Below are 23,687 nucleotides of genomic sequence, written 5' to 3'. Positions count from 1 at the left end.
TAAAAAATGGCACGGCTTATGCTGAGGTAACAGCGAACCATCAAGACATCACATCTCTCGTTCTAAGGCATTGGCGCCTGCTCTCCGGAAACGGAGGGTGGGCGTTTTTTTTGTGCGCCAGAAAAGAGAGACACAGAGAGGTAACAGCATGAACACACGCCGTCATCAACTCAGAGGCTTGCTCACAGGCGCACTGATTGGGCTGAGCACGCTGGCCCAGGCGAGCATCGGGCCGGCCGAGAAACCAGACCTGAAACTGGGCTTCATCAAACTCACCGATATGGCGCCACTGGCGGTTGCCTGGGAACAGGGCTACTTCCTGGACGAAGGCCTGTTCGTGGAACTGGAAGCCCAGGCCAACTGGAAAGTGCTGCTGGACCGGGTGATCACCGGCGAGCTGGACGGTGCCCACATGCTGGCCGGCCAGCCTTTGGGCGCGTCCATTGGCTATGGCACTCAGGCCAACATCATTACCGCCTTCAGCATGGACCTCAACGGCAACGCGATTACCGTGTCCAACGCGGTATGGGAAACCATGAAGCCCCACCTGGACATGGATGGCGACAAACCCGCCCACCCGATCTCCGCGAGCGCGCTGAAACCGGCGGTGGAGCAATCCCTGAGCAAAGGCGAGCGGTTCCGGATGGGCATGGTGTTCCCGGTGTCCACCCACAACTACGAACTCCGCTACTGGCTGGCCGCCGGCGGCCTGAATCCCGGCTTCTACGCCCCACAACGGGGTGATACCAGTGGCACCTTGCAGGCCGATGTTCATCTGTCCGTTACCCCGCCGCCGCAAATGCCAGCCACCATGGAAGCTGGCACCATTCAGGGCTACTGCGTGGGCGAACCCTGGAATCAGCAGGCGGTGTTCAAGGGCATCGGGGTGCCGGTCATCACCGATTATGAGATCTGGCCAAACAACCCTGAGAAAGTCTTTGGCGTGACCGAGACCTGGGCAGAGAAGCATCCCAATACCCACCTGCGGTTGTTGCGGGCACTGATCCGCGCGGCTTACTGGCTGGATGAAAACGACAACGCAAACCGCCAGGAAGCAGTAGAGCTCCTTTCCCGCTCCAGCTACGTGGGCGCAGACAAAGACGTGATCGCTAACTCCATGACCGGCACGTTCGAATACGAGAAAGGGGATGTGCGGGAGGTTCCGGACTTCAACGTGTTCTTCCGCTATCACGCCACTTACCCCTATCCCTCTGATGCAATCTGGTATCTGACCCAGATGCGCCGGTGGGGCCAGATTCCGGACGCCAAGCCAGATGACTGGTACATGCAGACCGCAGCCAGGGTATACCGGGGTGATCTGTATGCTCAGGCCGCGCAGTCACTGATCGATGATGGTGTGATGAACGCCAGTGACTTCCCTGACTTTGACGCTGAGAACTTTGAACGCCCCTTCCAGGGCCAGCTGATTGACGGCGTGCCTTTCACACCCCGTGAACCGAACGCTTACATAGACCGTTTTGATATCGGGCTGAAAGGCACCGAGACACCGTAAGGGGGCACAACATGAGCACATTAAGCATAAGGATTGGCCAGTCGATGGCCGCCAGGAGCCGCAACCTGCTCGCCCGGCTGAGCCCAAATGAATTGTTGGCGGCTGGCAAACAGGCCTTGCTGCCCTTGATCGGAATTCTGGTGTTTCTGGGATTCTGGCATCTGGCAGCACCCCAGGTGCAGACGTCCCTTGGCGCATTTCCGGGGCCAGCTCAGGTCTGGGAGCAGGCGGGACAACTCTGGCAAGAACACGCCAACCAGCGGGAACGCGCCAGCCAGTTCATCGCCATGCAGGAGCAGCGTAATGCCAGGATTCTGGCCGACAACCCGGAGGCGGAGGTACGAATCCGGTCTTACCCGGGCGCACCCACCTTTATCGATCAGATCGGTACCAGCCTGGTCACGGTGTTGTCAGGATTTGCCCTGGCCACGCTGATTGCGGTGCCCCTGGGAATTGTGTTCGGTCTTAACCGGTATTTTCAGGCGGCGGTCAATCCGCTGATCCAGATCTTCAAGCCGGTGTCGCCCCTGGCCTGGCTGCCACTGGTCACCATGGTGGTGTCAGCCACGTACGTCAGCGATGACCCGATGTTCCAGAAGTCGTTTCTGACGTCGATGATCACGGTCACCCTTTGCAGCCTGTGGCCCACGCTGATCAATACCAGCGTGGGCGTGGCCGCGGTGAATCCGGACCTGCTGAACGTGTCGAAGGTGCTGAAGCTGTCGTTCTGGACCCACGTTCGCAAGGTGGTGCTGCCGTCGTCGGTACCGATGATTTTTACCGGGTTGCGGGTGTCTTTGGGTATTGCCTGGATGGTGCTGATTGCGGCGGAGATGCTGGCGCAGAGTCCCGGGCTTGGCAAGTTTGTCTGGGATGAGTTTCAGAATGGCAGCAGTCAGTCGTTGAGCCGGATCATGGTGGCGGTGCTGGCCATCGGGTTTATCGGGTTTTTGCTGGATCGGGTGATGCTGTTGATTCAGAAGAAGGTGGCCTGGAACGAGTGATCAAACTTGGGAGCATGCCGCACCGGGTGGGTTACGCCTCCCGAAACACGCGGCGAGTACATCCATGTACGCTCCGCAAAAACATCCATGTTTTTGAGGGTTTCGGGAGGCGTAACCCACCCGGCGCTCCGCTTGCTTTTGAGGTGATTTCCATGAGTAAAACACATTTAGAACTTACCGGTGTTGAGATGGCGTTTGATACGCCGAAAGGGCCGTTCGTTGCCCTGGACAACGTGAACCTGAAGATCCAGAAAGGGGAGTTTGTTTCGCTTATCGGCCACTCCGGCTGTGGTAAATCGACGGTGCTGAACATTGTCGCCGGCTTGTTGCAGGCCTCCAAGGGTGGCTGTGTGTTGAACGGGCATGAGGTGAACTCACCGGGGCCGGAGCGGGCGGTGGTGTTTCAGAATCATGCGCTGATGCCTTGGCTGACGGTGTATGAGAATGTGGAGCTGGCTGTTCGGCAGGTGTTTCGCAAGTCGATGAACCGTAAGGAGCGCCGGGACTGGATTACCCATAACCTGGAGCTGGTGAATATGGCCCATGCCGCCAATAAACGGCCGGGGGAGATTTCCGGGGGCATGGCGCAGCGGGTGGGGATTGCCCGGGCGTTGGCGATGAAACCGAGCGTGCTGCTGATGGATGAGCCCTTCGGGGCCCTGGATGCGTTGACCCGGGCACATCTGCAGGATTCGCTGATGGAGATTCAGCAGGAGCTGAACAATACGGTGATCATGATCACCCACGATGTAGACGAGGCGGTGCTGTTGTCGGACCGCATCATCATGATGACCAACGGGCCGGCGGCGACGGTGGGGGAAGATCTGCACATTGATTTGCCTCGGCCGCGTAATCGGGTGGCGTTGGCGGATGACGCCAAATATGTGCATTACCGGCAGGAGGTGCTGTCGTTCCTGTACGAGAAACAGCGCAAGCTGGAATCCCTGAGCAGCCGGCGGGCCGCCAGTGCCTCCACGCAGGGTGGGGAGAGTGCAAAGGTGGAGAAGGAGAAACAGCCGGCGTCTGCCTGAGACTGCACGGCACCGGGGCTACTTTGCCCCCGGTGCCATCAGGGATGGTGTCAGCCCAGAACGCCGGCCATGGAGACCAGGGCCCGGGCCACATCGGGTAATCGCTTGCCCTGATCCATGGCCAGCTTTCGCAGCAATCGGTGGGCTTCGTCGTTGCTGATGTCACGATGTTCCATCAGTAGCAACACGGCCTTTTCCTGGGTGCGTCGGTCTTCCAGAGCTTCTTTTGCACTTTGCAGTTCTTCAGACATCTGGCGCAGGCGGCGGGTTTGCTCCTGAACCAGATCAAAGATGGATCTGCCTGACTGTTGCCCGACACCGTCACCGGCCCAGGCATCTGCCGTACTCGCATCTACTCCATTATCGCAGACCACCAATACCGGCATTGTCGAGGCGTTCCGTTGTTCCAGCGAGGCCAGCAGAGTTTCCTGGTGAGCCAGGGAGTGGCGCGCCTCGGTGTAGCGTTCCACGCAACGGTGGTGGAAGGCGTTTTCCACGGAATCTTCGATTTTCTTGAGATCATCCATACGGTCGGTCATCAGGTTAAACCAGCGATCGGCCATTTCCCTGTCCAGGGATTTATAGGGTCCGACCGACACCGCCTTCTGGCGCATCCGCTCTATTTCCAGTTCCCGCGGGTGAGACCGCAGGGCCTGCCAGAGAGCCAGGCTGTCTTCGCTGGCAAAGGCAACAAATACCTCGAAACACCGTTCCTGCGCTTCAACCAGGTGCATCATGCGCCGTGACAGTGCGTTTTCGAAGTGGCCACTGGAGAATCCCGCTGAGCCTGCCGCCCGCTCCTGGCCACAGTATTCCTTTCCATTCATCACGTGCACCATGGCCACCAGCAGGCCGGCAATGGAGGGTTCAGCAACGGTTTCGGCGGCTTCAAAAACCACCGTAATCAGCTGATGGATGGTGTCGCAAAACCAGTCCGTAGCATCCACCACGCTGGCTTCCTGCCCGACCACTTTCTGCCTGAACTCGGCCAGCTGATCGAGGCTATGAAGGGCACTGGCAATATGACCCAGCAGCGGGCTGCTGACCGGATGGGTAGTCAGGTCTTCCTGTATGTCGGTCAGCGCCTTACGGAAGATGACAGCCAGTTGGTCGTTCTCTTTCAGGATAACCGAACGCTCCCGGGCGAAACGCTGGCAACCGGACCCCAGATACAGGTTGGTAGCTCCCCGCTCCCGTTGCAGTCCGTGCACCAGGTTACCCACGCTCTGCACCAGCCGGCCCATCTGCAGAAAGTACTCCAGGTTGCGGATTTCGCACTGCCGGGAGGCCATCAGAAAGTCTGCGGCTGTGGCCGTCGCGGCCGTATTGGTCTGGCGTTTGCTGTTCATGGTGCAACTCCTGGTATCGGTACACAGCGGGTTCCTGTCTGACTGGACTGCAGCAATTAACAGGCCAGAACCACCGGCATCATCTTCGTGCGTTTCGCCCCATCCCGGGGCATCTTTTCTGCCCGGCACGGGTGCAATAGAGCCGCGATATCATCTAAGCAACTGAATTAAATGGAGTTAAAAAGTTGGCATGGAGATCGCTATGTCCTAATCAAGGACGACTGTCCCGGCCATGGAATCAGGCCGGACCATCAGATCATTGTTGTTGGCATTGGTGCCGGACCATCTGTTCTCTTCGGAGAGCATGATGCTCCGGCTTTTTTCGTTTGGTTTTCGGCAATTCGTTGAGTAAGGGAGCGCACCTATGGAACACACACAGACCCCTGCGCTGGTGATCTGCGGCCATGGCATGGTTGCGCAGCGATTGCTGGAGCAACTGGTGGCCACAGGGCACCCGTTCAGCCGCATTGTGGTGTTCAACGGCGAGCCTTTCGCTGCCTATAACCGAATCCAGCTGTCGTCCTTGCTGGCGAATCAGGTCCGGGAGTCAGAGCTGGAACTGAAACCCCGGTCCTGGTTCCGCCAGCACAAAATCGAGATCTATAACCGTGAGCCGGTCACGGCCATCGAACCGCATCAGCGCCGGGTGACGACCGCCAGCGGGCGCACGCTGGCTTACCACACCCTTGTGTTGGCCACTGGCGCCAGTCCTTCACGTCTTGGCCTGCCCGGTGAGGATCTGGATGGCGTGATGACCTTCCGGGATCTGACCGATACCCGCACCCTGATTCACCGGGCGCAGACACATCGCCGTGCGGTCGTCATCGGCGGCGGTTTTCTTGGCCTGGAAGCGGCCGAGGGGCTCAGGGCCCGGGGCATGGACGTCACGGTTCTGCATCGCAGCGGTCACCTGCTGAACCGACAGCTCAATCCAGCTGCCGGCGAATTACTGAAGCACCAGTTACAGCAACGGGGCCTCACCGTTCTGACCGGTACAGAGCCGACAGCGCTGCTGGGCAAAAACCAGGTCCAGGCGGTACAACTCAGCGACGGCACCGTGCTGGCGACGGACCTGGTGGTGCTGGCAACCGGTATTCATCCGAACAAAGCACTGGCTGAAGCAGCCGGCCTGGCCTGCAACCGGGGCGTACAGGTGGATTCGCAGATGACCACTTCCAATCCTCATATCCACGCCCTCGGTGAATGCTGCCAGTTTCAGGAACACACGTTTGGCCTCGTGGAGCCCGGCTACGAACAGGCGGCCGTGTTGGCCCGGCATCTCTGCCAGGTGTCCGGAAACCCGGGTTTCACACCGGGAGAAATCGCCACACGCCTGAAAATCAGCGACCTCCCCATTTTTTCCTGCGGGCCGATCACTCCGGGCCCGCACACCGAAACCATTGAGTGGCAGGACTACGCCCAAGCGGTCTACGGCCAACTGCTGGTGGAACACAACCGCCTGACCGGCGCCATTCTGCTCGGCGACACCAGCAGCGCCCCCTGGTACAGCGAGTTGATTCGTTCAGGCACGGATATATCCCGCTACCGGGACACCATCGCTTTCGGCAAACCCTATTGCGACGCAGCGGCCTGATCCGCTGCCATGAGAGAGGACAAGACTATGAGCAAACAGACCCTGATCGTGATCGGTAACGGCATGGTTGGCCATCACTTCCTGGAACAGTTCAGCCAGTCTCCGGCCGCCGACGCCTATAACATCGTCGTTTTCGGCGAAGAAAAGCAACTGGCCTACGACCGGGTGCACCTGTCGGAGTATTTCAGCGGCTCAAGCCATGCTGACCTGGCCATGGGCACCGCGGACTGGTATGCCGACCAGGGCATTGATCTGCACCTGAATGAGCCGGTGACCGGCATTGATCGGGACGCCCGGATGGTCACCACACCCAAGGGCGAGTACCCCTACGATCAGCTGGTGCTGGCCACCGGCTCTTACCCGTTTGTCCCGCCCATTGAAGGTAACGATCAGGAAGGCTGCTTTGTATACCGCACCCTGGATGACCTGGACGCCATTCAGGCCAGCGCCCAGAAGGCGAAGACCGGCGTGGTGGTCGGCGGCGGTCTGCTGGGGCTGGAAGCGGCAAACGCGCTGAAAAGCCTCGGCTTACAGGCCCACGTGGTGGAGTTTGCTCCGCGCCTGATGCCGGTTCAGCTGGACGATCAGGGCGGCGCCCTGTTACGCCAGAAAATTGAAGACCTTGGTGTGCAGGTGCACACTGAGAAAGCCACCACCGCCATTGTGCCGGGCAGCGCCGCGCGGCTACGGATGAATTTCTCGGATGAGAGCCATCTGGAAACCGACCTGATTGTGTTCTCCGCCGGCATCCGCCCCCAGGATACCCTGGCTCGGGCCTGCGGCCTTGAACTGGGCGAACGCGGCGGGATTGTGATCAACAACCAATGCACCACGTCCGACCCGCACATCCACGCCATCGGCGAATGCGCGCTCTGGAACAACTTTGTCTTCGGCCTTGTGGCGCCGGGCTACACCATGGCCCGCACGCTATCGGCGGCGCTGAACAACGACGCCAGTGCGGCCTTTACCGGTGCCGACATGAGCACCAAACTGAAGTTGCTGGGGGTGGATGTGGGCTCCATCGGCGACGCCCATGCCAAGACCCCCGGCGCCCGTAACATTCGCTTTCACGATGAGCAGGCCGGCCACTACCGGCGCATGGTGGTGAGCCAGGACGGCAAGACCCTGCTGGGCGCCATCCTGGTGGGCGATAACGGCCCCTACGATACCCTGCTGCAATACGCCCTCAATGGCATTGAGTTGCCGGCCAATCCGGAAGCCCTGATTCTGCCGGAGAGCGAAGGCGGTGCCCCGGCCCTGGGTGCCGATGCCCTGCCGGATACCGCGTCTATCTGTTCCTGCCACAACGTTACCAAGGGCGACATCTGCTGCGCGATTGACGCCGGCTGCACTGATCTGGGCGGCGTGAAGGCCGAAACCAAGGCCAGCAGCGGCTGTGGTGGCTGTGCAGCTTTGCTCAAAAAGGTGGTGGACAGCGAGCTGGAGAAACGCGGCGTGGAGGTGTGCACGGATTTGTGCGAACACTTCCCCTACACACGCCAGGAGCTGTTCCATCTGGTGAAGGTAAACGGCATCCGCACCTTCCGGGGCCTGCTCAAGCAATACGGCAAGGGCCAGGGCTGTGATATCTGCAAGCCGACTGTGGGTTCGATTCTGGCCACCTGCTGGAACGAGCACATCCTGGCCACGGACCACGTGCCGCTGCAGGACACCAACGATACCTTCATGGCCAACATGCAGAAGAACGGCACCTATTCCATCGTGCCGCGCATTCCCGGCGGCGAGATCACCCCGGATAAGCTGATTGTGCTGGGCGAGGTGGCCAAGCAGTACAACCTGTACACGAAGATCACCGGCGGTCAGCGGGTGGACCTGTTCGGTGCCACCCTGAGTGAGCTGCCGGAGATCTGGGAAAAGCTGATCGCCGCCGGTTTCGAAACCGGCCACGCCTACGGCAAGTCCCTGCGCACGGTGAAATCCTGCGTGGGCAGCACCTGGTGCCGCTACGGCGTGCAGGACAGCGTGGGCATGGCGATCACCCTGGAGAATCGCTACAAGGGCCTGCGGGCGCCCCATAAGGTGAAGATGGCGGTGTCTGGCTGCACCCGCGAATGCGCCGAGGCCCAGAGCAAGGATTTCGGGGTGATTGCCACGGAGAAGGGCTGGAATCTGTACGTGTGTGGCAACGGCGGCATGCGGCCCCGGCATGCGGATCTGTTCGCTACGGATCTGTCGGATGAGGAGCTGATCCGCACGATTGACCGGGTGGTGATGTTCTATGTGCGCACGGCGGACCGGCTGCAGCGGACGTCGGTCTGGATGGAGAATCTGGAGGGTGGTCTGGAGTATCTGAAGCAGGTGGTGCTAGAGGATAGCCTCGGTATTGGCGAGGAGCTGGAGCAGCATATGGCAGATCTGGTGAATACCTATCAGTGTGAGTGGAAAACCGCCGTTGAGGATCCTGAGAAGCGCAAGCGGTTCCGGGAGTTTGTGAATGCGCCGGAGCAGAAGGACCCGGTGCAGCAGTGGACTTCAGAGCGGGGGCAGCGTCGGCCGGTTTTGGAGGTGGTTTCTTCGTAGCCTTCTGTTTAGGGGCGGAGCGCGGGGGCCGGATTCATTTTCTTCTGGAAAAAACAACTCGCTTTGCTCAGACATCTTTTTTCCTGCCAGAAAATGAATCCGGCCCCCACGCTCACAAACATTAGTGGGATAGGCAACTGACTTAGATTGAAACTTGGGAGACTGTTTATGAAAGCTCGGACTTGTTGGGAAGCGGTTTGTACAGTGGACGATCTGGTGGCTGACTCCGGCATTGCGGTTTGGACGGAGGACGGGCCGGTGGCGGTGTTTTATCTGCCACACCGGCTGCCGGCGCTGTTTGCCATCAGCCATACCGATCCGTTCAGCGGCTCGAATGTGCTGGCCCGGGGGATTACCGGGGATATCAACGGGGAGCCGGTGGTGGCGTCGCCGCTGTACAAGCAGCATTTCAGTCTGCGTACCGGGCGATGCCTGGAGGACGAGAATGTTGCGGTAAAAGTGTACCCGGTGTTGCTGGACGGGGATCAGATTCGTCTGGAGGTGCCGGTGGCTCAGGCGGCGTCGGTGGCCGCCTGAGATCTGAGAGACGCTTACGTCAGCTGATGAATTCGACGTTTTCTTCCAGCGGTGCCCTTGGGCTGGTGATCTGGTTCACCGGGCTGTCGGGGTTGGCGTAGCCGATGGCCATACCGGCGAAGACTTTTCGGTGTTCGGGCAGGCCCAGGAATTCGCTGATGGTTTTCGGGTACACCGACCAGGATTCCTGGGCGCAGCTGTCGAGGCCTTCGGCGCGCAGCAACAGCATGATGGTTTGCAGGATCATGCCCAGGTCGGACCACTGGGGCGGGCCCATGTTGTCGTCGACGGTGCAGAACAGGCCGACCGGGGCGCCGAAGAATTCGAAGTTGCGTTTGAACCACTCGAAGCGGGCGGCTTTGTCTTCCCGTGGGATGTCGAGCTGTCGGTACATGAGTTCGCCAATCTCGAAGCGGCGGTCGCGGTAGGGTGATTGCAGTTTGGCTGGGTAGATTTCGTATTCCGGCACTTCGTTGAAGCCCTTGCTGACTTTCTCCCGCATCAGGGTTTTCAGGCGGGCCAGGGCATCGCCGGTAACCACGTGCAGGTGCCAGGGTTGCAGGTTGCCGCCGGACGGGGCCCGGGTGGCGGTTTCGATCACTTTGCGAAGGGTAGCCTCGGAGACCGGGGTGTCCAGGAAATCCCGGACCGACCTGCGGGACTGGACGGCTTGTTGTACATCCATTGAATACAGCTCCCAAAAAACGTCGTTGTTGTTTGAACAGGCTCAGACTGTGGCCCAGTATGGAGACCGTTTCAGAGCTTGACCACCCTCACCGGCGGGTTTAGTCTCCGGCAACATTACAAGGCCAATCGAGGGTGTTCGGGTCATGGAAGATCACAGTCAGTTTCGCCTGTTGTCGGAGCGGCGGTTCCTGCCGTTTTTTGTGACCCAGTTTGCCGGGGCATTCAACGACAACCTGTTCAAGAACGCCTTGCTGTTGCTGGTCACCTACACCGCAGGGGGGCTATTCGGGTTGTCGGCAGATGTGGTGGTCAACCTCGCCGCCATGCTGTTTATCCTGCCGTTCTTTCTGTTCTCCGCCATTGCCGGCCAGGTCGCGGACCGGTTCGAGAAGTCGGCGGTGATCCGCTGGATCAAGTTTGCCGAAGTGGTGATCATGGGTGTCGCCGCCATCGGGCTCTGGTTCGGCTGGTACGAGATGTTGTTCCTGCTTTTGTTCCTCACCGGGGTGCAATCCGCCTTTTTCGGGCCGGTAAAGTACGCCATTCTGCCCCAGGCCCTGAAGGATTCGGAGCTGGTAGGTGGCAACGCGCTGGTGGAGATGGGCACCTTTGTGGCCATTCTCGTGGGCACGTTAATGGCGGGCGTGATGATGAAGGCCCCGGTGCCGGGCCCGGTGATTGCGGTGGCCGTTGCGTTGCTTGCCGTCGCAGGCCTGATCGCCGCGCTGCGGATTCCCAAGGCGGAGGCTGCCGCGCCGGATCTGAGGATTCGGTTCCGCCCGCTCCAGGAAACCTGGAAGCTGATGGCCATCGCCCGGGAAAACCACAATGTGTTCCTGAGCATTCTGACCATCTCCTGGTTCTGGTTTCTCGGCGCAGCCTACCTGACCCAGTTCCCCAACTTTGCCAAAACCCATCTGCTGGGTGACGAGACCGTGGTCACCATCCTGCTGGCCATTTTCACCATTGGCATTGCCGCCGGCTCCATTGCCTGTGAGCGGCTGTCCGGCCACAAGATTGAGCTGGGTATTGTGCCCATTGGTTCCCTCGGGCTCAGTTTCTTCGGCATTGACCTGTACTTCAACATGCCCGAGCAGCCCATCCCCTCCGACTGGTGGATGATCATCACCGATCCCCATTACCGCCAGGTGGCCATCGACTTGCTGGCCATCGGCATTTTTGGCGGGCTGTTTATTGTGCCGCTGTATGCTTATGTTCAGCGGGAGGCCAAGCCAGAGTCCCGGGCCCGGGTGATCGCCGCGCTCAATGTGTTCAACGCGTTATTCATGGTGATCAGTGCTTTGCTGGCGATGCTGATGCTGGGCGTGATCGGGCTGAGCATTCCCGAGTTTTTCCTGGTGCTGTCGATCATGAACCTGATCGTGGCCGGCTTTGTTTATCAGCAGGTGCCGGATTTTGCCCTGCGCTTTGTGATCTGGGTGCTGTCCCACACCGTTTACCGGGTCAGCCATCATCACCTGGACAGGATCCCCGAAGAAGGGCCAGCGCTGCTGGTGTGTAACCACGTGTCCTACATGGACGCCCTGGTGATTGCCGGTGCCGTGCGCAGGCCGGTGCGCTTTGTGATGGACCACAATATCTTCGCAACCCCCATCATGGGCAGCTTCTTCCGGCTGGCGAAGACCATCCCGATTGGTCCTAAATCCAAAGTCCCGGAAATCTACGAAGCGGCCTTCGACCGCATTGATGAGGAGCTGGCCGCCGGCCATCTGGTGTGCATTTTCCCGGAGGGCAAACTGACCAAGGACGGCGAAGTGGATACCTTCAAATCCGGCGTGGATATGATTCTGCAGCGCCGGCCGGTCACCGTCGTGCCGATGGCCCTGAGAGGCCTGTGGGGCAGTTTCTTTAGCCACTGCGGTGGCCCGGCATTCAGCCACCTGCCGAAGCGCTTCTGGTCCCGGATACACCTTCTGGCGGACCACCCCGTTGGCCCGGAGCAGGCCTCCGCATCGTTTCTGGAGGAAAAAGTCAAAGCCTTGCGGGGTGACCACCGCTGATCCCAACTACCGCGCAGTCGCCTGGGTAACACAGAACCGGGTTAATAAAGTCAATAAAGCCTGGGCCGACTTGCGCTAGTATCGGCCCATAGATCAATAACAAGGATTGCGCTGTGAAACCTCTGAGCCCCACCGACCAATTGTTTCTCTGGCTGGAAAAACGCCAGCAACCCATGCATGTGGGAGGCCTGCAGTTATTCTCGTTTCCCGAGGGCGCGCCGGATGATTATGTGGCACAGCTAGCGGAGGAGCTGAGGCAGAAATTTGAGGTGACGCCGCCGTTTAACCAGCGGCTGAGCTACAAGCTGGGTCAGCCAATGTGGGTGGAAGACGAACACCTGGACCTGGAACACCATTTCCGTTTCGAGGCCTTGCCAACCCCCGGCCGTATCCGGGAGTTACTGGCATTTGTGTCGGCGGAGCATTCCCATTTGATGGACCGAGAACGGCCCATGTGGGAGGTACACCTGATTGAAGGCTTGAAGGATCGGCAGTTTGCCATCTACACCAAGATTCACCATTCCCTGGTGGATGGCGTATCCGCCATGCGCATGGCCACCCGGATGCTCAGCGACAACCCGCAGGACACCGGTCTCCCCCCCATCTGGGACCTGCCCCGCAAGGCCCGGCCAGACCGGGACGACCCGGGCAGCTCCCTCTGGCACAGCATCACCCACCTGCTGGGGATGTCTGGCAAGCAGCTGGGCACCATTCCCACGGTGGCCAAAGAGCTGCTGAAAACCATCAACCAGGCCCGTAAAGACCCGGCGTACGACTCCATCTTCCACGCGCCACGCAGCGTGTTGAACCAGAAAATCACCGGCTCCCGCCGTTTCGCCGCCCAGTCCTATTGCCTCACCCGCATCAAGTCGGTGTGCGAAGCCTACGGCACCACCATCAACGATGTGGTCACCGCCATGTGCGCCTCGGCTCTGCGCACGTATCTGATGAATCAGGATGCCCTGCCGGAGAAACCACTGATCGCCTTTGTGCCTGTATCCCTGCACCGGGACGACAGCACCGAGGGCAATCAGGTAGGCGTGATTCTGGCCAACTTGCACACCGACGAAAACGACGCCGGCCAGCGCTTGCTGAAAATCCATCATGGTATGCAGGAGGCAAAGGACCGGTACCGGCACATGTCGCCGGAAGAGATCATCAACTACACCGCGCTTACCCTGGCCCCCGCGGCATTCCACCTGCTCACCGGCATGGCGCCCAAGTGGCAGACCTTCAACGTGGTGATTTCCAACGTGCCGGGGCCGTCCTCACCCCGCTACTGGAACGGCGCCAAGCTGGAGGGTATGTACCCGGTGTCCATTGCCATGGATCGCATGGCCCTGAACATGACCCTGACAAGCTACAACGGCCAGGTGGAGTTCGGGCTGATAGGCTGCCGAAGAACCCTGCCCAGCCTGCAGCGGATGCTGGATTACCTGGAAGACGGCCTCGCAGAACTGGAGATCGCCGCAGGCCTTTGATCAGCCGATCTGGTCGGCGTGGTTGCGTTCTGAGATCTGGCTGTTCAGGGTCCAGAAGTCGTACAGCACACCAATCAGGAACAGGCCGCCGGTAAGGAGGTAGATGATGCCGGTGATCCACTTGCCCATGTACATGCGGTGTACGCCGAACACGCCTAGGAAGGTGAGCAGTATCCAGCTGATGTTGTAGCTGATATTGCCTTCCTGGAAGCGCTTGTCGGCCTGGCGATCCATGCTGGGGATAAGGAACAGGTCGATGATCCAGCCAATGAGGAACAGCCCGAAGGTGAAGAACCAGATGGTGCCGGTGATGGGTTTGCCGTAATAAAAGCGGTGGGAGCCGAGGAATCCGAAGATCCAGAGCAGGTAGCCTATGATTTTGCTGTGGGTGTCTGGTTGTCCGTTCATCTTGGTTCCTTTTTTTGGCTTTAACTCCGGCCCTGGCCTGTGGGTTTTGGGGGCGGGACTGGGGAGGTGGGATTATTTTTCCCTTGGAAAAAACAACTCGCTTCGCTCAGACATCTTTTTTCTGGCGGGAAAAATAATCCCACCTCCCCGTCCGTCACAATATCGGGGCATAGGCGGGGAAAGACAACTGCGAAAACCAATACATAACACTGAAAACAACGTTCAAAAACCGCTATGTGTTAGTAGATACGCCTTCCAAAAGGTCAGCAGGGCGTGGGGTGGTCAGAGAATTTTTCTGTGAAAAAGATGTCTGAGCGCAGCGAGTTGTTTTTCGCAGAAAAATTCTCTGACCACCTTACGACCACGTTCCCAACCCAAAGGCGCAACAAACAAACTATCAAGGCCCCACCTCCGGAGCCGGGTCCGGCCCACCTTCCCGAAACTCGGAGGCGGACTTCCCGGTCCACTTGCGAAAGGCCCGGCTGAAATTCGACAGGTCGGCGTAGCCCAGTTCATAGGCGATCTCGCTGACTGACTGATTGGTATAACGCAACAGCTGGATGGCCCGGTCTTTCAGTACCGCCTCGACGATTTCGCGGTAGCTGGTGTCTTTCTCCGCCAGTCGGCGCTTGAGCGTTCGGGACGACACACAGAAACGCTCTGCCATGGCTTCCAGAGAGGGCAAAGGCCCAGGCGTCATGCGCAGCATGTTGCGAATCGCGAGCACGATATCACCCTGTTCTTTCAACGCCTTTTGCAGTTCAAACTCGCACTGGTCCCGGGCCATGCGGGAGGCCTCGGCGTCGGCCAGGCGCATGCGCACATCAAGTAGTTTGCGGGGAAACACCAGCATTTCCTCCGGCTGGCCGTACTCGAAACGCACCGGTAACTGGCTGGCAAACCGGGCGTAGTAGGCGGGCTCCGGGCCAGACAGGCGCACCGAGACCCCTGGCAACTTGCCGTCTTCCAGGGCAAAGCCGCGGCTTTCGGCATCGGCGCGGTCCAGGAGCTGTTCGGTTAACAGAATCAGGGTGGCGCTGACGGTTTCCGCCAGAAAACCGTAGAGCCCCGGCACGTCGAATTCGGTGCACAGCTGCACCAGCACCTGATCACCGGCCAGGGATTGTTTCATACTCAGGAACGGGGCCCGCAACTGCAGATAGCGGCGGACCGAATCCAGTGCCCCTTCAAAGGTCGGGCTGGTCAGGGCAGCAAAACCGAGGGTGCCGTGAATGGTCAGCCGCAGTTCCTTGGCCAGGTGGAAGCTGAGGCCATCCTTTCCGGCCAGCTCCAGGGCGCGCTGGGCCATCAGGATGGCATCGGTTACGAAGATGCGGCTGTCGTTGGCCTTGAGGTCGTCTGCCGTGAAATCCAGCCCCTGGTAAAGGGCCCGATCGTTGTGGCCGAGCTGGCGTACCGTTTCACCCAGTACCCGCAGGTAAACGCCGGGTACCAGGAACAGCCCCAGCATTTGCCGTTCTTTGTCTGCACTGGTTGATGCCATGCCATGTCCCTGATTGATATTTATCGTGTTTCTGACTCTATCAGAAGCCACCGCCACTGGCAGTGGGGCGGCTCGCACCGATTTACCTGTCTCCCGGGCCAATTGTGCGGCGCTTTTTGTCCCAATGTGAACGGTAGCCGTCCCAACCTCGCATTCTGAAACGCCGTTGACTCCTCCACACTGGACCCATGACATCAGCCAAAGCGTTCAATCGCAGAGGAGTACAGACATGCTGACAACAACTCAAACAGACAAGCAAAACAAGGTTTCACATACACCGGACAATGTCTCGATCAAGCCGCAGCGCATGGGCTTTGAATTTGGAGAACAGGTACCCCGGTACTGGTTGGATAACAATTACCTGATCAGCCATACCATGAATGCGCTGTCGGTGCTGTTCCCCGAGGGCGAGCAGTTCTTTGTGGATTCGGTACGGGCGTTCCGGGGCCAGATTCAGGACCCCAAGCTGAAAGAGGAAGTTCGCGGCTTTATTGGCCAGGAAGCCATGCATTCGCTGGAACACATTGCCATGAACCAGCACGTGCGGGACCAGGGCATGCCGGTGGAGGAAATGGAGCGTGACCTGAAGGTGATTCTGGACGTGGCCCGCAAACTGCCCAAGCGCCACCAGCTGGCCATTACCTGCGCCCTGGAGCACATCACCGCCATGATGGCCGACATGCTGCTGGAGCGGGATGACGTGCGCGAGGATATGCACGAGAGCATGCGCCCGCTTTGGGTATGGCACGCCATCGAGGAGACCGAACACAAGGCGGTTGCCTACGATGTCTTCCAGCAGGCTGGCGGCACCTACGCCGAGCGGGCGTTCTATCAGGTGTTCAGTACCGTCGCACTGGGCATTGTGGGTACCTGGTACACCGGCCGGATGATCATGCACGATCGCAAGCATTTCTCGTTGAAGGATGCCGCCAAGGGCATGTGGCGCATGTGGGGCAAGGACGGTGCGTTTTCCAGCCTGATTCCGACCTGGCTGGAGTACTTCAAGCCTGGTTTCCACCCCTGGGACAAGGACAACAGTGAGGTGATCGGTCGGTTCAAGGCGGAGATCGAGGGTTACATTGCGCCGCAGTATAAGAATGGCAATCGGCGGACCTTGCAGTAAGGCTTTGCACTTAGGGTGATTCCAAGATTCTAAGGTCGAGAAAGCCCGAACCCTTTGTGATTAAAGTATTGGTTAGCAAATTTACTCTATTCACAAAGGGTTCAGGATTTTCTCTTTATCTCAAACGACAGCGCTTGTCGGTGCTACCACCTCAGGTCGTAAGTTTGTCGTTTGGTATATGTGCTAATCTAATGTCCACCTCCAGACTTCACACCATCGTGCGCTTGCCTGCGGACGAAATGACGGATACTTTCCAGCTCAACATCTGTCAAATCCGGGAACTTAGGCATACCGTTGACAAGAAACGCTCCACCACGCACAACCGTCTCAAACAACGCTTCATTGCCTGCGAGCAACATCTGCGACTCTCGCAGATCTGGTGCTTTCATACCTGCAACAGCGCCAGCGCCGTGACAAGCAACACAAAGGTTTTCTGCATAAACACCAGCACCCGCCTCTGCTTTTTTGGCATCAACCTCGAACTTCTCATCTAAGATTGGCTTGGCAAGCTGCGGTGCAGGTTGTTCTGGAATAACCGCTTTTCCGTCAAGCGAAAACGTCATGATACGGCGTTCATGCTTACCATATTTCCAGCCATGTCCCTCAAAACCCAGCTCACCGGAGCCGCCAAAATTCGAAGCTAATGCGCCACCAGGCCCAACTAGAAGGGAAACCATCTGCTTACCATCTAACTTATAAGTAATCGGTGGCGCGGAGATACCAAGACCTAAATCGTAAGACCAAAGAACATCGCCCGTGCGAGCATCATAAGCTTTAAACATTCCATCGGGCAGGCCTTGGAAAACCAAGTTGCCCGCTGTAGTCAAGGTTCCAGCACCCCAAGGGCTGTCCTGATTCACTTGCCAGACACGGTCATTCTTAACAGGGTCCCAAGCCTGTAGGGAGCCCCGTGACTCATGAGGATCTTTTGTTAATTCCCAACCCGTCAGGCCCAAATATAGTTTGTGGTTCTCCATCTTATGGCCAGCTTCGGTCTTATTACCATTGTCCTTAAAGGTGTTGCCCAAATGATTGGTTGGAATAAACGCAAGGCCCAGTTCTGGATTATAAGACATAGCATGCCAGGAGTGAGCGCCAAACGCCGATGGGTAAATATTCGCCTCGCCATCAGGATACCTCGCGCTATCCGGAACAATATGACGCTGTTCTTTTAGATCAAACTTGGTTGACCAGTTGGCATCAACAAACTTTTCAGCAGACAGTACACGACCGTTTGAACGGTCAATGGTATAGAAAAAACCGTTCTTCGGTGCATGCAATGCCGCATCAACTTGTTCACCATCAATTTTCAGATCGGCCAGTACAATGTCCATGTTCGAGTTGTAATCCCAAGTATCACCAGGAGCAGTTTGAACATGCCATTTATATTCGCCTGTATCCGCATCGACCGCTATGACCGAACACAGGAACAGGTTATCACCACCCTCTGGGCTACGGATCTTAATATTCCAGGGCCCGCCATTACCTGTACCAAAAATAAGCTGGTTATATTTCTCATCGTAAGTCCAACCATGCCATGCATTGCCGCCACCACCGTTCTCCCACCAACGACCACTCCAGGTTTTAGCTGCCATTTCCTGAGCTGCATCCTCAAATCCGTCGGCAGGATTGCCAGGAACGATATAAAAACGCCAAACCTGATCGCCCGTTTCGGCATCATAGGCGGTCACGTAACCACGCATCGGGCCAAGCTCAGTACCTCCATTTCCTACAAATACTTTTCCATCAAAGGCTTTGGGATGACCTGTAATATTCAACGGCTGATCATGATCAAACGTTCTGGTTTGCCAAACCTCCTTGCCATCGTTTCTGGTAATCGCAATCAGCCGCCCATCCCATGTAGCAAGGAACAACTTGTCTCCATAGGTAGAAAGGCCACGGTTATGCTTCCAAAACACCTTCTTCATATCATTTTCGGCGATCTCTTTGGCAACCTCCGGATCATATTCCCAAAGCATCTTTCCTGTGCGAGCATCGAATGCACGTACCCTATTCATTTCCCCGACATAATACATAACACCATCCACGACCAATGGTGTCCCGACGATGTCAGATTTATCCGGTAGAGGTGCATACCACTCAGGCTTGAGCTGGCTGACATTGCTTATATTGATATCAGTAAGCGGGCTGAACCTCTGTTCGGAATGTGTTCGTCCGTAGGCGAGCCAATCAGATGTGTTTGACTCATCCGACAATTCTTTATCCGTAATATTCCTGTCTGAAGCATGCAGCGGCGTAATTGAAAGAAACGTAGCTGCCATGCACGCCGTTAGGCTTAAGCTGGACCGTATGGATTTCATCTCTTATCTCCTCAACTAAAGCTCTTTCTCGCTTCAGGCATGCCTCAAGCGAACTCCCACCAGAGAATCCCTTCCCACATATCTTTTGTTTTCGAATCGGTCTCCAGTGTTACGGCCGACCAACGCAAGCAACATGCCATACCTATAACCCAATGTTTTTATAGACATTTCAATTGCCCCCTTGTGATCTACTCGCTATTTCAGACCAGATTGACGCACCTGATGCAACACTGTGTTTCACGTAAGGGAATGAGGAAGAAAATTATCAATCCGTAGCCGAGAGGAAGCTTAGAATGGAGCTTAATTAGACCAGAGTTCGACAATACTGCCGAACCTTAAACTTCGCGAGTTGCTGCAAACCAGTTACAGGCTCAAAAGGCAACCCGAGCTGACGGCAAGTCATGCTTGTCTTAAACTTTCATCAATTGATTTATCGATAGCGTTGCTACTTGCGCATTTGAGAGACGAGGTCCAGACAACTCGCTGCAAGAATCGCTTGTACCCGGTTCTGAACATTAAGCTTGCGTAAAATGGCCGAAACATGAGCCTTAACTGTCGTTTCGGCTATATGCAGGTTGTATGCAATCTGTTTGTTGGATTCGCCAAAAGTCATTCTCTCCAAAACCAACAATTGCCGCCTCGTCAAAGATTGAAACTGTTCTGGACCGACCGCGGCCTCTGGACTCGAACGACCAGGTGCGCAACCTCTTCCACGTTCCGTAACGCCAGATCCTACACAGATACAAATTTTGCCAACCAGAACCTGCCGGATAGCTGCGATAATCTCATCTCGTGACGCAGATTTCGCTATATACCCCATAGCTCCGCGACTGATCACCTGCGCAGCTATATGCCTACTTACCCTCACTGACATAACTATGATAGGCAAGGAGGGGGCTAACTCATTCAAGCTGACCAGCCCTCCCAAGCCCTGAATTTCCGGCATATCAAGATCCAGGAACGCAAGGTCAAGGCCATCATGTTTACTCACGATTTCGATGGCATCCTTCAAATTGGACGCCTCAAAGACCTGCTGACAATCAGGAATTCCGAATATAATATCCCGTATGGCGTCACGAAAGAGCGGCTGATCATCAGCAATCATCGCCTTAGATAGTCTCACGGTTTCGTTTTTTTCCTGCACGGCGTCACGAGCCGAGAGCTCGTACAGCGCCCCCTGACATTTATCCAAACGTCTGACATTGTTGGCTTCTTTCAGCATTAGTCATTCCTCGAACAGCTGTACTCCAGGCGTGTTTCGCACCCTGGTTAATTCATCCTCTGTCAAAGAGCAATCTGAAACCCTTAACGTTGTGGGAAGCATCAAGATTCATGCCAGCATGAATCGCCTTAAGCTCCCTCTGGTGTCAGGGAGGAGCGAAGCTCAAAAACGATTACAGAAAAGGCGATGCTTGCGGGAACTGGGGAGAAATGAACGTGAGGTGAAAGCCCAAATTTTTGAGCGATGGCTATCAGCTTCACACTTCAAAAAACGACCAGCCGTAAAACGGCTGGTCGCAGTACTTCAGCGGTTTGCGAAATACATTGTTACTTCAAAGCCAACTCGTAAATCAGTATAGCTAGGTGCTTCCCATTCCATAGACATGCTCCTCTTGATTGCGTTAATGATCCTACGCGTACTGCCAATGGCAGAGTACGCAAGATACCATCAAGCAAAAGTCAGACCACCCGTTTGCAGCGTAAGCGTTCATTCCAAGACGTCCTGCCACCCCGCTGAAATTCGCCCTACAGTAACCTCACATGTTCCAACACGAGGTTACCCCCATGAGAAAGCACCGCACACCCGAGCAGTGGCAGGCGCTGGTTGATCAGCAGCGTGACAGCGGCTTGTCAGCGCCACAATTTTGCAAACAGGAAGGCATTGGCTATGCCAGCTTCTGCAACTGGCGCAAGCGCCTGTCCGATCCGTCGACCGACGATTCGGCAGGTTCCGGTGAAGCCAGCTTTCTGGATTTGTCATCACTGATGGGCAGCTCTCCATCCTCCGGCCCAGGCTGGAATATTGTGCTTAGCCTTGGCAATGGCGTCGAACTGCGGCTGAGCCAGAACGGATGATCGGGCTCGATAGCCAGGCGCGCATCTGGCTGTGCACAGAGCCCACCGACATGCGCAAATCGTTCCGGGGCCTGAGTGCCCTTGTTCGGAATCAGTTGAAGCACGACCCGCTCAGCGGTCAGTATTTCGTCTTCGTCAATCGGCGCAAGACCCAGATGAAGATGCTGTATTTTACGGCCACCGGTTACTGCCTGTGGGCCAAGCGCCTGGAGCAGGGGCAGTTCCGGGTGCCATTATCCGCCTCGGGTCAGCGAGCCCTGACCCTGACGGATCTGCAACTGCTGATCGATGGCATCGAAGTGCAGAAATACCGCCAGTTCAAGCGTTTTCGAGGGGTATAGAAGGCCGACTTCCGGTATAATATCGGTCATGAATTCAATGGCTTCCGCCCCCCATTCCAACACGTCTTCTTACTCGGCCCTGGCCGAGGAAAATGCGTTGCTACGTGAACAACTTCAGGTCATGCAGCACCAGTTGGACTGGTTCAAGAAGCAGCTGTTCGGTCCCAAATCCGAGAAGCAGGTGTTCGATCTGCCCGGTCAGGACAGCCTGTTTACATCGGATGACGCACCGGTTCCGGAAAAGCCACCGGTAGACGAGAAGCGCACGGTTCGGGCTTACCAGCGCGGCACCGGCAAAAAGCAGCGGGACGACGACTGCCTGAACGACACCGGCCTGCGCTTTACCGCTGATGTCCCGATGGAAGTCATTGAGCACCGGCCACCGGAGCTGACCGGCCCAGAGGCCGATCAGTACGAAGTGATCGGCAGCAAGACCACCTACCGGCTGGCCCAGCGGGCCTCCAGTTATGTGGTACTGAAAGTGGAGCGCCCGGTATTCCGGCGCAAGGGAACCGAGAAGTTGGTAACCACTCCGGCTCCGTTCAACGTGCTGGACAACAGCCTGGCCGATGTCAGCCTGCTGGCCGGGTTGCTGGTGGACAAGTTCCAGTTCCATCTGCCGCTGTATCGCCAGCACCAGCGTATTCAACAGGCGGGCATTACCGTCAGCCGCAGCACCCTGACCAACCTGGTCAAGCGCGCCATCGACCTGCTGCGCCCCATTGTGGATGCCCAGGCCGATAACGTGTTGCGCAGTCGAGTGCTGGCCATGGATGAAACGCCCATCAAGGCCGGGCATCAGGGCCGGGCCGGCCCACAAAAGGGCAAAATGAAATCCGGCTGGTTCTGGCCGTTGTACGGCGATGCCGACGAAGTGGTGTTCACCTACTCGAACAGCCGTGGCCGGGCCCACATCGAACAGGTACTCAGCGAGTCGTTCAGCGGCACCCTGATCAGTGACGGCTACGCGGCCTATGCCCGTTATGCCGCCGCCCAGGAGAACGTCACCCACGCCCAATGCTGGGTGCACAGTCGCCGTTACTTCATCGAGGCTCAAAAGGACCACCCGGAGAAAGTTACTGAGGCCCTGCAACGGATCGCGGCGCTGTACCAGAATGAAGAGATCATTAAAGCTCAAGGGCTGACTGGCGAGAAGAAACGCCAGTACCGGTTGGACCACTCGAAGCCGATGGTCAGCGACTTCTTCCAGTGGTGCCGGGATCAGTTGGCGCAAAGCGGGCTGTTGCCCAGCGATCCACTGACCAAAGCTCTGAACTACGTGCTCAGCCGCGAAACCAGCCTGACCGTGTTCCTGGAAAATCCCGACGTGCAGCCAGACACCAACCACTTGGAAAGGGCCCTACGGCCCATTCCCATGGGCAAGAAAAACTGGATGTTCTGCTGGACCGAACTGGGCGCGGAACACCTGGGCATCATCCAGAGCCTGATCAGCACCTGCAAGCTGCACGATATTAACCCCTACACCTACCTGGTGGACGTGCTGCAACGCATCAGCCAGCACCCGGCCAGTGACGTCAGCGACCTGACGCCCCGACTCTGGAAAACCCGGTTTGCCGACAACCCATTACGGGCGCTGATCGACCCACGCCATCCTGACCGACAGAGCAAACAGCCGGAGGCTACCGTCCGTGCGCATTGAGGACATGAGCATCGACCAGTTGCTGGAGCTGAACCAGTACATCTGCCAGCGCATTGATGAACTGCAAGAGCAGGAAACCCTGCAAGCCTTGAGTCAGTTGCGGGTTGGCCTGAAAGTGACCTTCGAAGGCCGGGAAGGACCTGTGCTGGGGATCGTCACCAAGATCAACCGCAAGAGCGTGATCGTGTTAGCCGAGGACGGTACCAAACAGTACAAGGTCTCGCCGGAGTTATTAAGGCCTCTCCGTGACGTGAAATAGGTCAACTATGTCGTGGAATGAACGCTTACTTTGCAGCGGGTATTGAGTTGTCACAGCATAGCTCTGAAACACAATGACACCCTCAAAAGGACACTGTGTCGCAATCGTCACCGGACTCTAAAACAACAATGGGCTGAGAGTGCTAGCTTGGCGTGTCTGGATGATAAATTTTGTGGCACGAGAAATGCTTCGAAGATTATTGCAACGATGAAGAGTCTTGTCTCCAGTTGGAACGTT

20 protein-coding genes are annotated in these 23,687 nt (G+C 57.3%); 13 read left to right on the top strand and 7 right to left on the bottom strand.

Annotated features, from left to right (window positions below; translation table 11 throughout):
- Positions 1–148: 148 nt before the first annotated feature.
- From QUE75_RS00940 to QUE75_RS00930, 3 genes are all read left to right on the top strand, one after another.
- A complete protein-coding gene (locus tag QUE75_RS00940; RefSeq protein ID WP_286253042.1) occupies positions 149–1,513 on the top strand; it encodes a CmpA/NrtA family ABC transporter substrate-binding protein in 1,365 nt (454 codons plus the stop codon).
- A gap of 11 nt (positions 1,514–1,524) precedes the next feature.
- Positions 1,525–2,517, top strand: coding sequence for an ABC transporter permease (locus QUE75_RS00935; protein WP_286253040.1), 993 nt, complete (start codon positions 1,525–1,527; stop codon positions 2,515–2,517).
- Positions 2,518–2,669: 152 nt separating this feature from the next.
- A complete protein-coding gene (locus tag QUE75_RS00930) occupies positions 2,670–3,548 on the top strand; it encodes an ABC transporter ATP-binding protein (RefSeq protein WP_106694242.1) in 879 nt (292 codons plus the stop codon).
- Positions 3,549–3,598: 50 nt separating this feature from the next.
- Here QUE75_RS00930 and QUE75_RS00925 read toward each other — a convergent pair whose 3' ends face one another.
- On the bottom strand, positions 3,599–4,897 hold the full coding sequence (locus QUE75_RS00925; RefSeq protein ID WP_286253038.1) for a nitrate regulatory protein: 1,299 nt from the start codon (positions 4,895–4,897) through the stop codon (positions 3,599–3,601).
- Between the two features lie 364 nt (positions 4,898–5,261).
- On the opposite strand from QUE75_RS00925, the gene QUE75_RS00920 reads away from it, so the two are divergent.
- The 3 genes from QUE75_RS00920 (at position 5,262) to nirD (ending at position 9,569) form a co-directional block, all read left to right on the top strand.
- On the top strand, positions 5,262–6,491 hold the full coding sequence (locus tag QUE75_RS00920; RefSeq protein WP_286253036.1) for an NAD(P)/FAD-dependent oxidoreductase: 1,230 nt from the start codon (positions 5,262–5,264) through the stop codon (positions 6,489–6,491).
- 27 nt (positions 6,492–6,518) lie between these two features.
- The gene (gene nirB / locus QUE75_RS00915; protein WP_286253034.1) at positions 6,519–9,032 is read left to right on the top strand and encodes a nitrite reductase large subunit NirB; all 2,514 of its coding nucleotides are present in this window, start codon (positions 6,519–6,521) and stop codon (positions 9,030–9,032) included.
- A gap of 168 nt (positions 9,033–9,200) precedes the next feature.
- Positions 9,201–9,569 carry a nitrite reductase small subunit NirD gene (gene nirD, locus QUE75_RS00910; protein WP_106694238.1) on the top strand — a complete coding sequence of 123 codons (369 nt, stop codon included), beginning with the start codon at positions 9,201–9,203 and terminating at the stop codon, positions 9,567–9,569.
- A 19-nt stretch (positions 9,570–9,588) separates the two neighbouring features.
- Here nirD and QUE75_RS00905 read toward each other — a convergent pair whose 3' ends face one another.
- On the bottom strand, positions 9,589–10,254 hold the full coding sequence (locus QUE75_RS00905; protein WP_286253030.1) for a nitroreductase: 666 nt from the start codon (positions 10,252–10,254) through the stop codon (positions 9,589–9,591).
- A gap of 145 nt (positions 10,255–10,399) precedes the next feature.
- Between QUE75_RS00905 and QUE75_RS00900 the strand changes: the two genes are divergently transcribed.
- Both QUE75_RS00900 and QUE75_RS00895 read left to right on the top strand, forming a co-directional pair.
- Positions 10,400–12,277 carry an MFS transporter gene (locus tag QUE75_RS00900; RefSeq protein WP_286253029.1) on the top strand — a complete coding sequence of 626 codons (1,878 nt, stop codon included), beginning with the start codon at positions 10,400–10,402 and terminating at the stop codon, positions 12,275–12,277.
- Between the two features lie 113 nt (positions 12,278–12,390).
- Positions 12,391–13,758 (top strand): WS/DGAT/MGAT family O-acyltransferase, encoded by a 1,368-nt coding sequence (locus tag QUE75_RS00895; protein WP_286253027.1) that lies wholly within the window; start codon positions 12,391–12,393, stop codon positions 13,756–13,758.
- Here QUE75_RS00895 and QUE75_RS00890 read toward each other — a convergent pair whose 3' ends face one another.
- Together QUE75_RS00890 and QUE75_RS00885 are read right to left on the bottom strand one after the other, a co-directional pair.
- On the bottom strand, positions 13,759–14,166 hold the full coding sequence (locus QUE75_RS00890; RefSeq protein ID WP_061331279.1) for an NINE protein: 408 nt from the start codon (positions 14,164–14,166) through the stop codon (positions 13,759–13,761).
- 397 nt (positions 14,167–14,563) lie between these two features.
- Positions 14,564–15,670: an AraC family transcriptional regulator gene (locus tag QUE75_RS00885; protein ID WP_286253022.1), complete on the bottom strand. Its 1,107-nt coding sequence runs from the start codon at positions 15,668–15,670 to the stop codon at positions 14,564–14,566.
- Between the two features lie 229 nt (positions 15,671–15,899).
- Here QUE75_RS00885 and QUE75_RS00880 point away from each other — a divergent pair, with 229 nt between their 5' ends.
- Complete coding sequence (locus tag QUE75_RS00880; protein ID WP_061331283.1) at positions 15,900–16,793, top strand: metal-dependent hydrolase; 894 nt, start codon at positions 15,900–15,902, stop codon at positions 16,791–16,793.
- Between the two features lie 188 nt (positions 16,794–16,981).
- Here QUE75_RS00880 and QUE75_RS00875 read toward each other — a convergent pair whose 3' ends face one another.
- The 3 genes from QUE75_RS00875 to pqqA all read right to left on the bottom strand — a co-directional run bounded on the left by QUE75_RS00875 (position 16,982) and on the right by pqqA (position 20,714).
- On the bottom strand, positions 16,982–19,114 hold the full coding sequence (locus tag QUE75_RS00875; protein ID WP_286253020.1) for a PQQ-dependent dehydrogenase, methanol/ethanol family: 2,133 nt from the start codon (positions 19,112–19,114) through the stop codon (positions 16,982–16,984).
- A 445-nt stretch (positions 19,115–19,559) separates the two neighbouring features.
- Positions 19,560–20,336, bottom strand: a complete 777-nt coding sequence (locus QUE75_RS00870) for a response regulator (protein ID WP_286253018.1) — start codon at positions 20,334–20,336, stop codon at positions 19,560–19,562.
- A gap of 303 nt (positions 20,337–20,639) precedes the next feature.
- Positions 20,640–20,714 (bottom strand): pyrroloquinoline quinone precursor peptide PqqA, encoded by a 75-nt coding sequence (gene pqqA, locus QUE75_RS00865; protein WP_286255554.1) that lies wholly within the window; start codon positions 20,712–20,714, stop codon positions 20,640–20,642.
- A 185-nt stretch (positions 20,715–20,899) separates the two neighbouring features.
- Here pqqA and tnpA point away from each other — a divergent pair, with 185 nt between their 5' ends.
- The 4 genes from tnpA to QUE75_RS00845 are packed head-to-tail and all read left to right on the top strand — an operon-like array spanning position 20,900 to position 23,450.
- Positions 20,900–21,190 carry an IS66 family insertion sequence element accessory protein TnpA gene (tnpA, locus tag QUE75_RS00860; protein ID WP_286250842.1) on the top strand — a complete coding sequence of 97 codons (291 nt, stop codon included), beginning with the start codon at positions 20,900–20,902 and terminating at the stop codon, positions 21,188–21,190.
- Entirely contained in the window at positions 21,187–21,531 is a 345-nt protein-coding gene (gene tnpB, locus QUE75_RS00855) for an IS66 family insertion sequence element accessory protein TnpB (protein WP_016915087.1), read from the top strand. The genes tnpA and tnpB overlap by 4 nt, the downstream gene beginning before the upstream one ends.
- Positions 21,479–23,191, top strand: a complete 1,713-nt coding sequence (gene tnpC / locus QUE75_RS00850) for an IS66 family transposase (RefSeq protein ID WP_374815464.1) — start codon at positions 21,479–21,481, stop codon at positions 23,189–23,191. Before tnpB ends, tnpC begins: the two co-directional genes overlap by 53 nt.
- Complete coding sequence (locus QUE75_RS00845) at positions 23,181–23,450, top strand: hypothetical protein (RefSeq protein ID WP_100732364.1); 270 nt, start codon at positions 23,181–23,183, stop codon at positions 23,448–23,450. Before tnpC ends, QUE75_RS00845 begins: the two co-directional genes overlap by 11 nt.
- The last annotated feature ends 237 nt before the right edge of the window (positions 23,451–23,687 follow it).

This window comes from Marinobacter shengliensis, assembly GCF_030297115.1.
Taxonomy (GTDB): domain Bacteria; phylum Pseudomonadota; class Gammaproteobacteria; order Pseudomonadales; family Oleiphilaceae; genus Marinobacter; species Marinobacter shengliensis.
This window is presented reverse-complemented; position numbering and strand designations above follow the sequence as displayed.

What these genes read in the sequence shown, in the direction of transcription:
- QUE75_RS00940 (WP_286253042.1), top strand. Translation starts at nt 149, where the DNA reads ATGAACACACGCCGTCATCAACTCAGAGGCTTGCTCACAGGCGCACTG.
- QUE75_RS00935 (WP_286253040.1), top strand. Translation starts at nt 1,525, where the DNA reads ATGAGCACATTAAGCATAAGGATTGGCCAGTCGATGGCCGCCAGGAGC.
- QUE75_RS00930 (WP_106694242.1), top strand. Translation starts at nt 2,670, where the DNA reads ATGAGTAAAACACATTTAGAACTTACCGGTGTTGAGATGGCGTTTGAT.
- QUE75_RS00925 (WP_286253038.1), bottom strand. Translation starts at nt 4,897, where the DNA reads ATGAACAGCAAACGCCAGACCAATACGGCCGCGACGGCCACAGCCGCA.
- QUE75_RS00920 (WP_286253036.1), top strand. Translation starts at nt 5,262, where the DNA reads ATGGAACACACACAGACCCCTGCGCTGGTGATCTGCGGCCATGGCATG.
- nirB (WP_286253034.1), top strand. Translation starts at nt 6,519, where the DNA reads ATGAGCAAACAGACCCTGATCGTGATCGGTAACGGCATGGTTGGCCAT.
- nirD (WP_106694238.1), top strand. Translation starts at nt 9,201, where the DNA reads ATGAAAGCTCGGACTTGTTGGGAAGCGGTTTGTACAGTGGACGATCTG.
- QUE75_RS00905 (WP_286253030.1), bottom strand. Translation starts at nt 10,254, where the DNA reads ATGGATGTACAACAAGCCGTCCAGTCCCGCAGGTCGGTCCGGGATTTC.
- QUE75_RS00900 (WP_286253029.1), top strand. Translation starts at nt 10,400, where the DNA reads ATGGAAGATCACAGTCAGTTTCGCCTGTTGTCGGAGCGGCGGTTCCTG.
- QUE75_RS00890 (WP_061331279.1), bottom strand. Translation starts at nt 14,166, where the DNA reads ATGAACGGACAACCAGACACCCACAGCAAAATCATAGGCTACCTGCTC.
- QUE75_RS00885 (WP_286253022.1), bottom strand. Translation starts at nt 15,670, where the DNA reads ATGGCATCAACCAGTGCAGACAAAGAACGGCAAATGCTGGGGCTGTTC.
- QUE75_RS00880 (WP_061331283.1), top strand. Translation starts at nt 15,900, where the DNA reads ATGCTGACAACAACTCAAACAGACAAGCAAAACAAGGTTTCACATACA.
- QUE75_RS00875 (WP_286253020.1), bottom strand. Translation starts at nt 19,114, where the DNA reads ATGAAATCCATACGGTCCAGCTTAAGCCTAACGGCGTGCATGGCAGCT.
- QUE75_RS00870 (WP_286253018.1), bottom strand. Translation starts at nt 20,336, where the DNA reads ATGCTGAAAGAAGCCAACAATGTCAGACGTTTGGATAAATGTCAGGGG.
- tnpA (WP_286250842.1), top strand. Translation starts at nt 20,900, where the DNA reads ATGAGAAAGCACCGCACACCCGAGCAGTGGCAGGCGCTGGTTGATCAG.
- tnpB (WP_016915087.1), top strand. Translation starts at nt 21,187, where the DNA reads ATGATCGGGCTCGATAGCCAGGCGCGCATCTGGCTGTGCACAGAGCCC.
- tnpC (WP_374815464.1), top strand. Translation starts at nt 21,479, where the DNA reads ATGGCATCGAAGTGCAGAAATACCGCCAGTTCAAGCGTTTTCGAGGGG.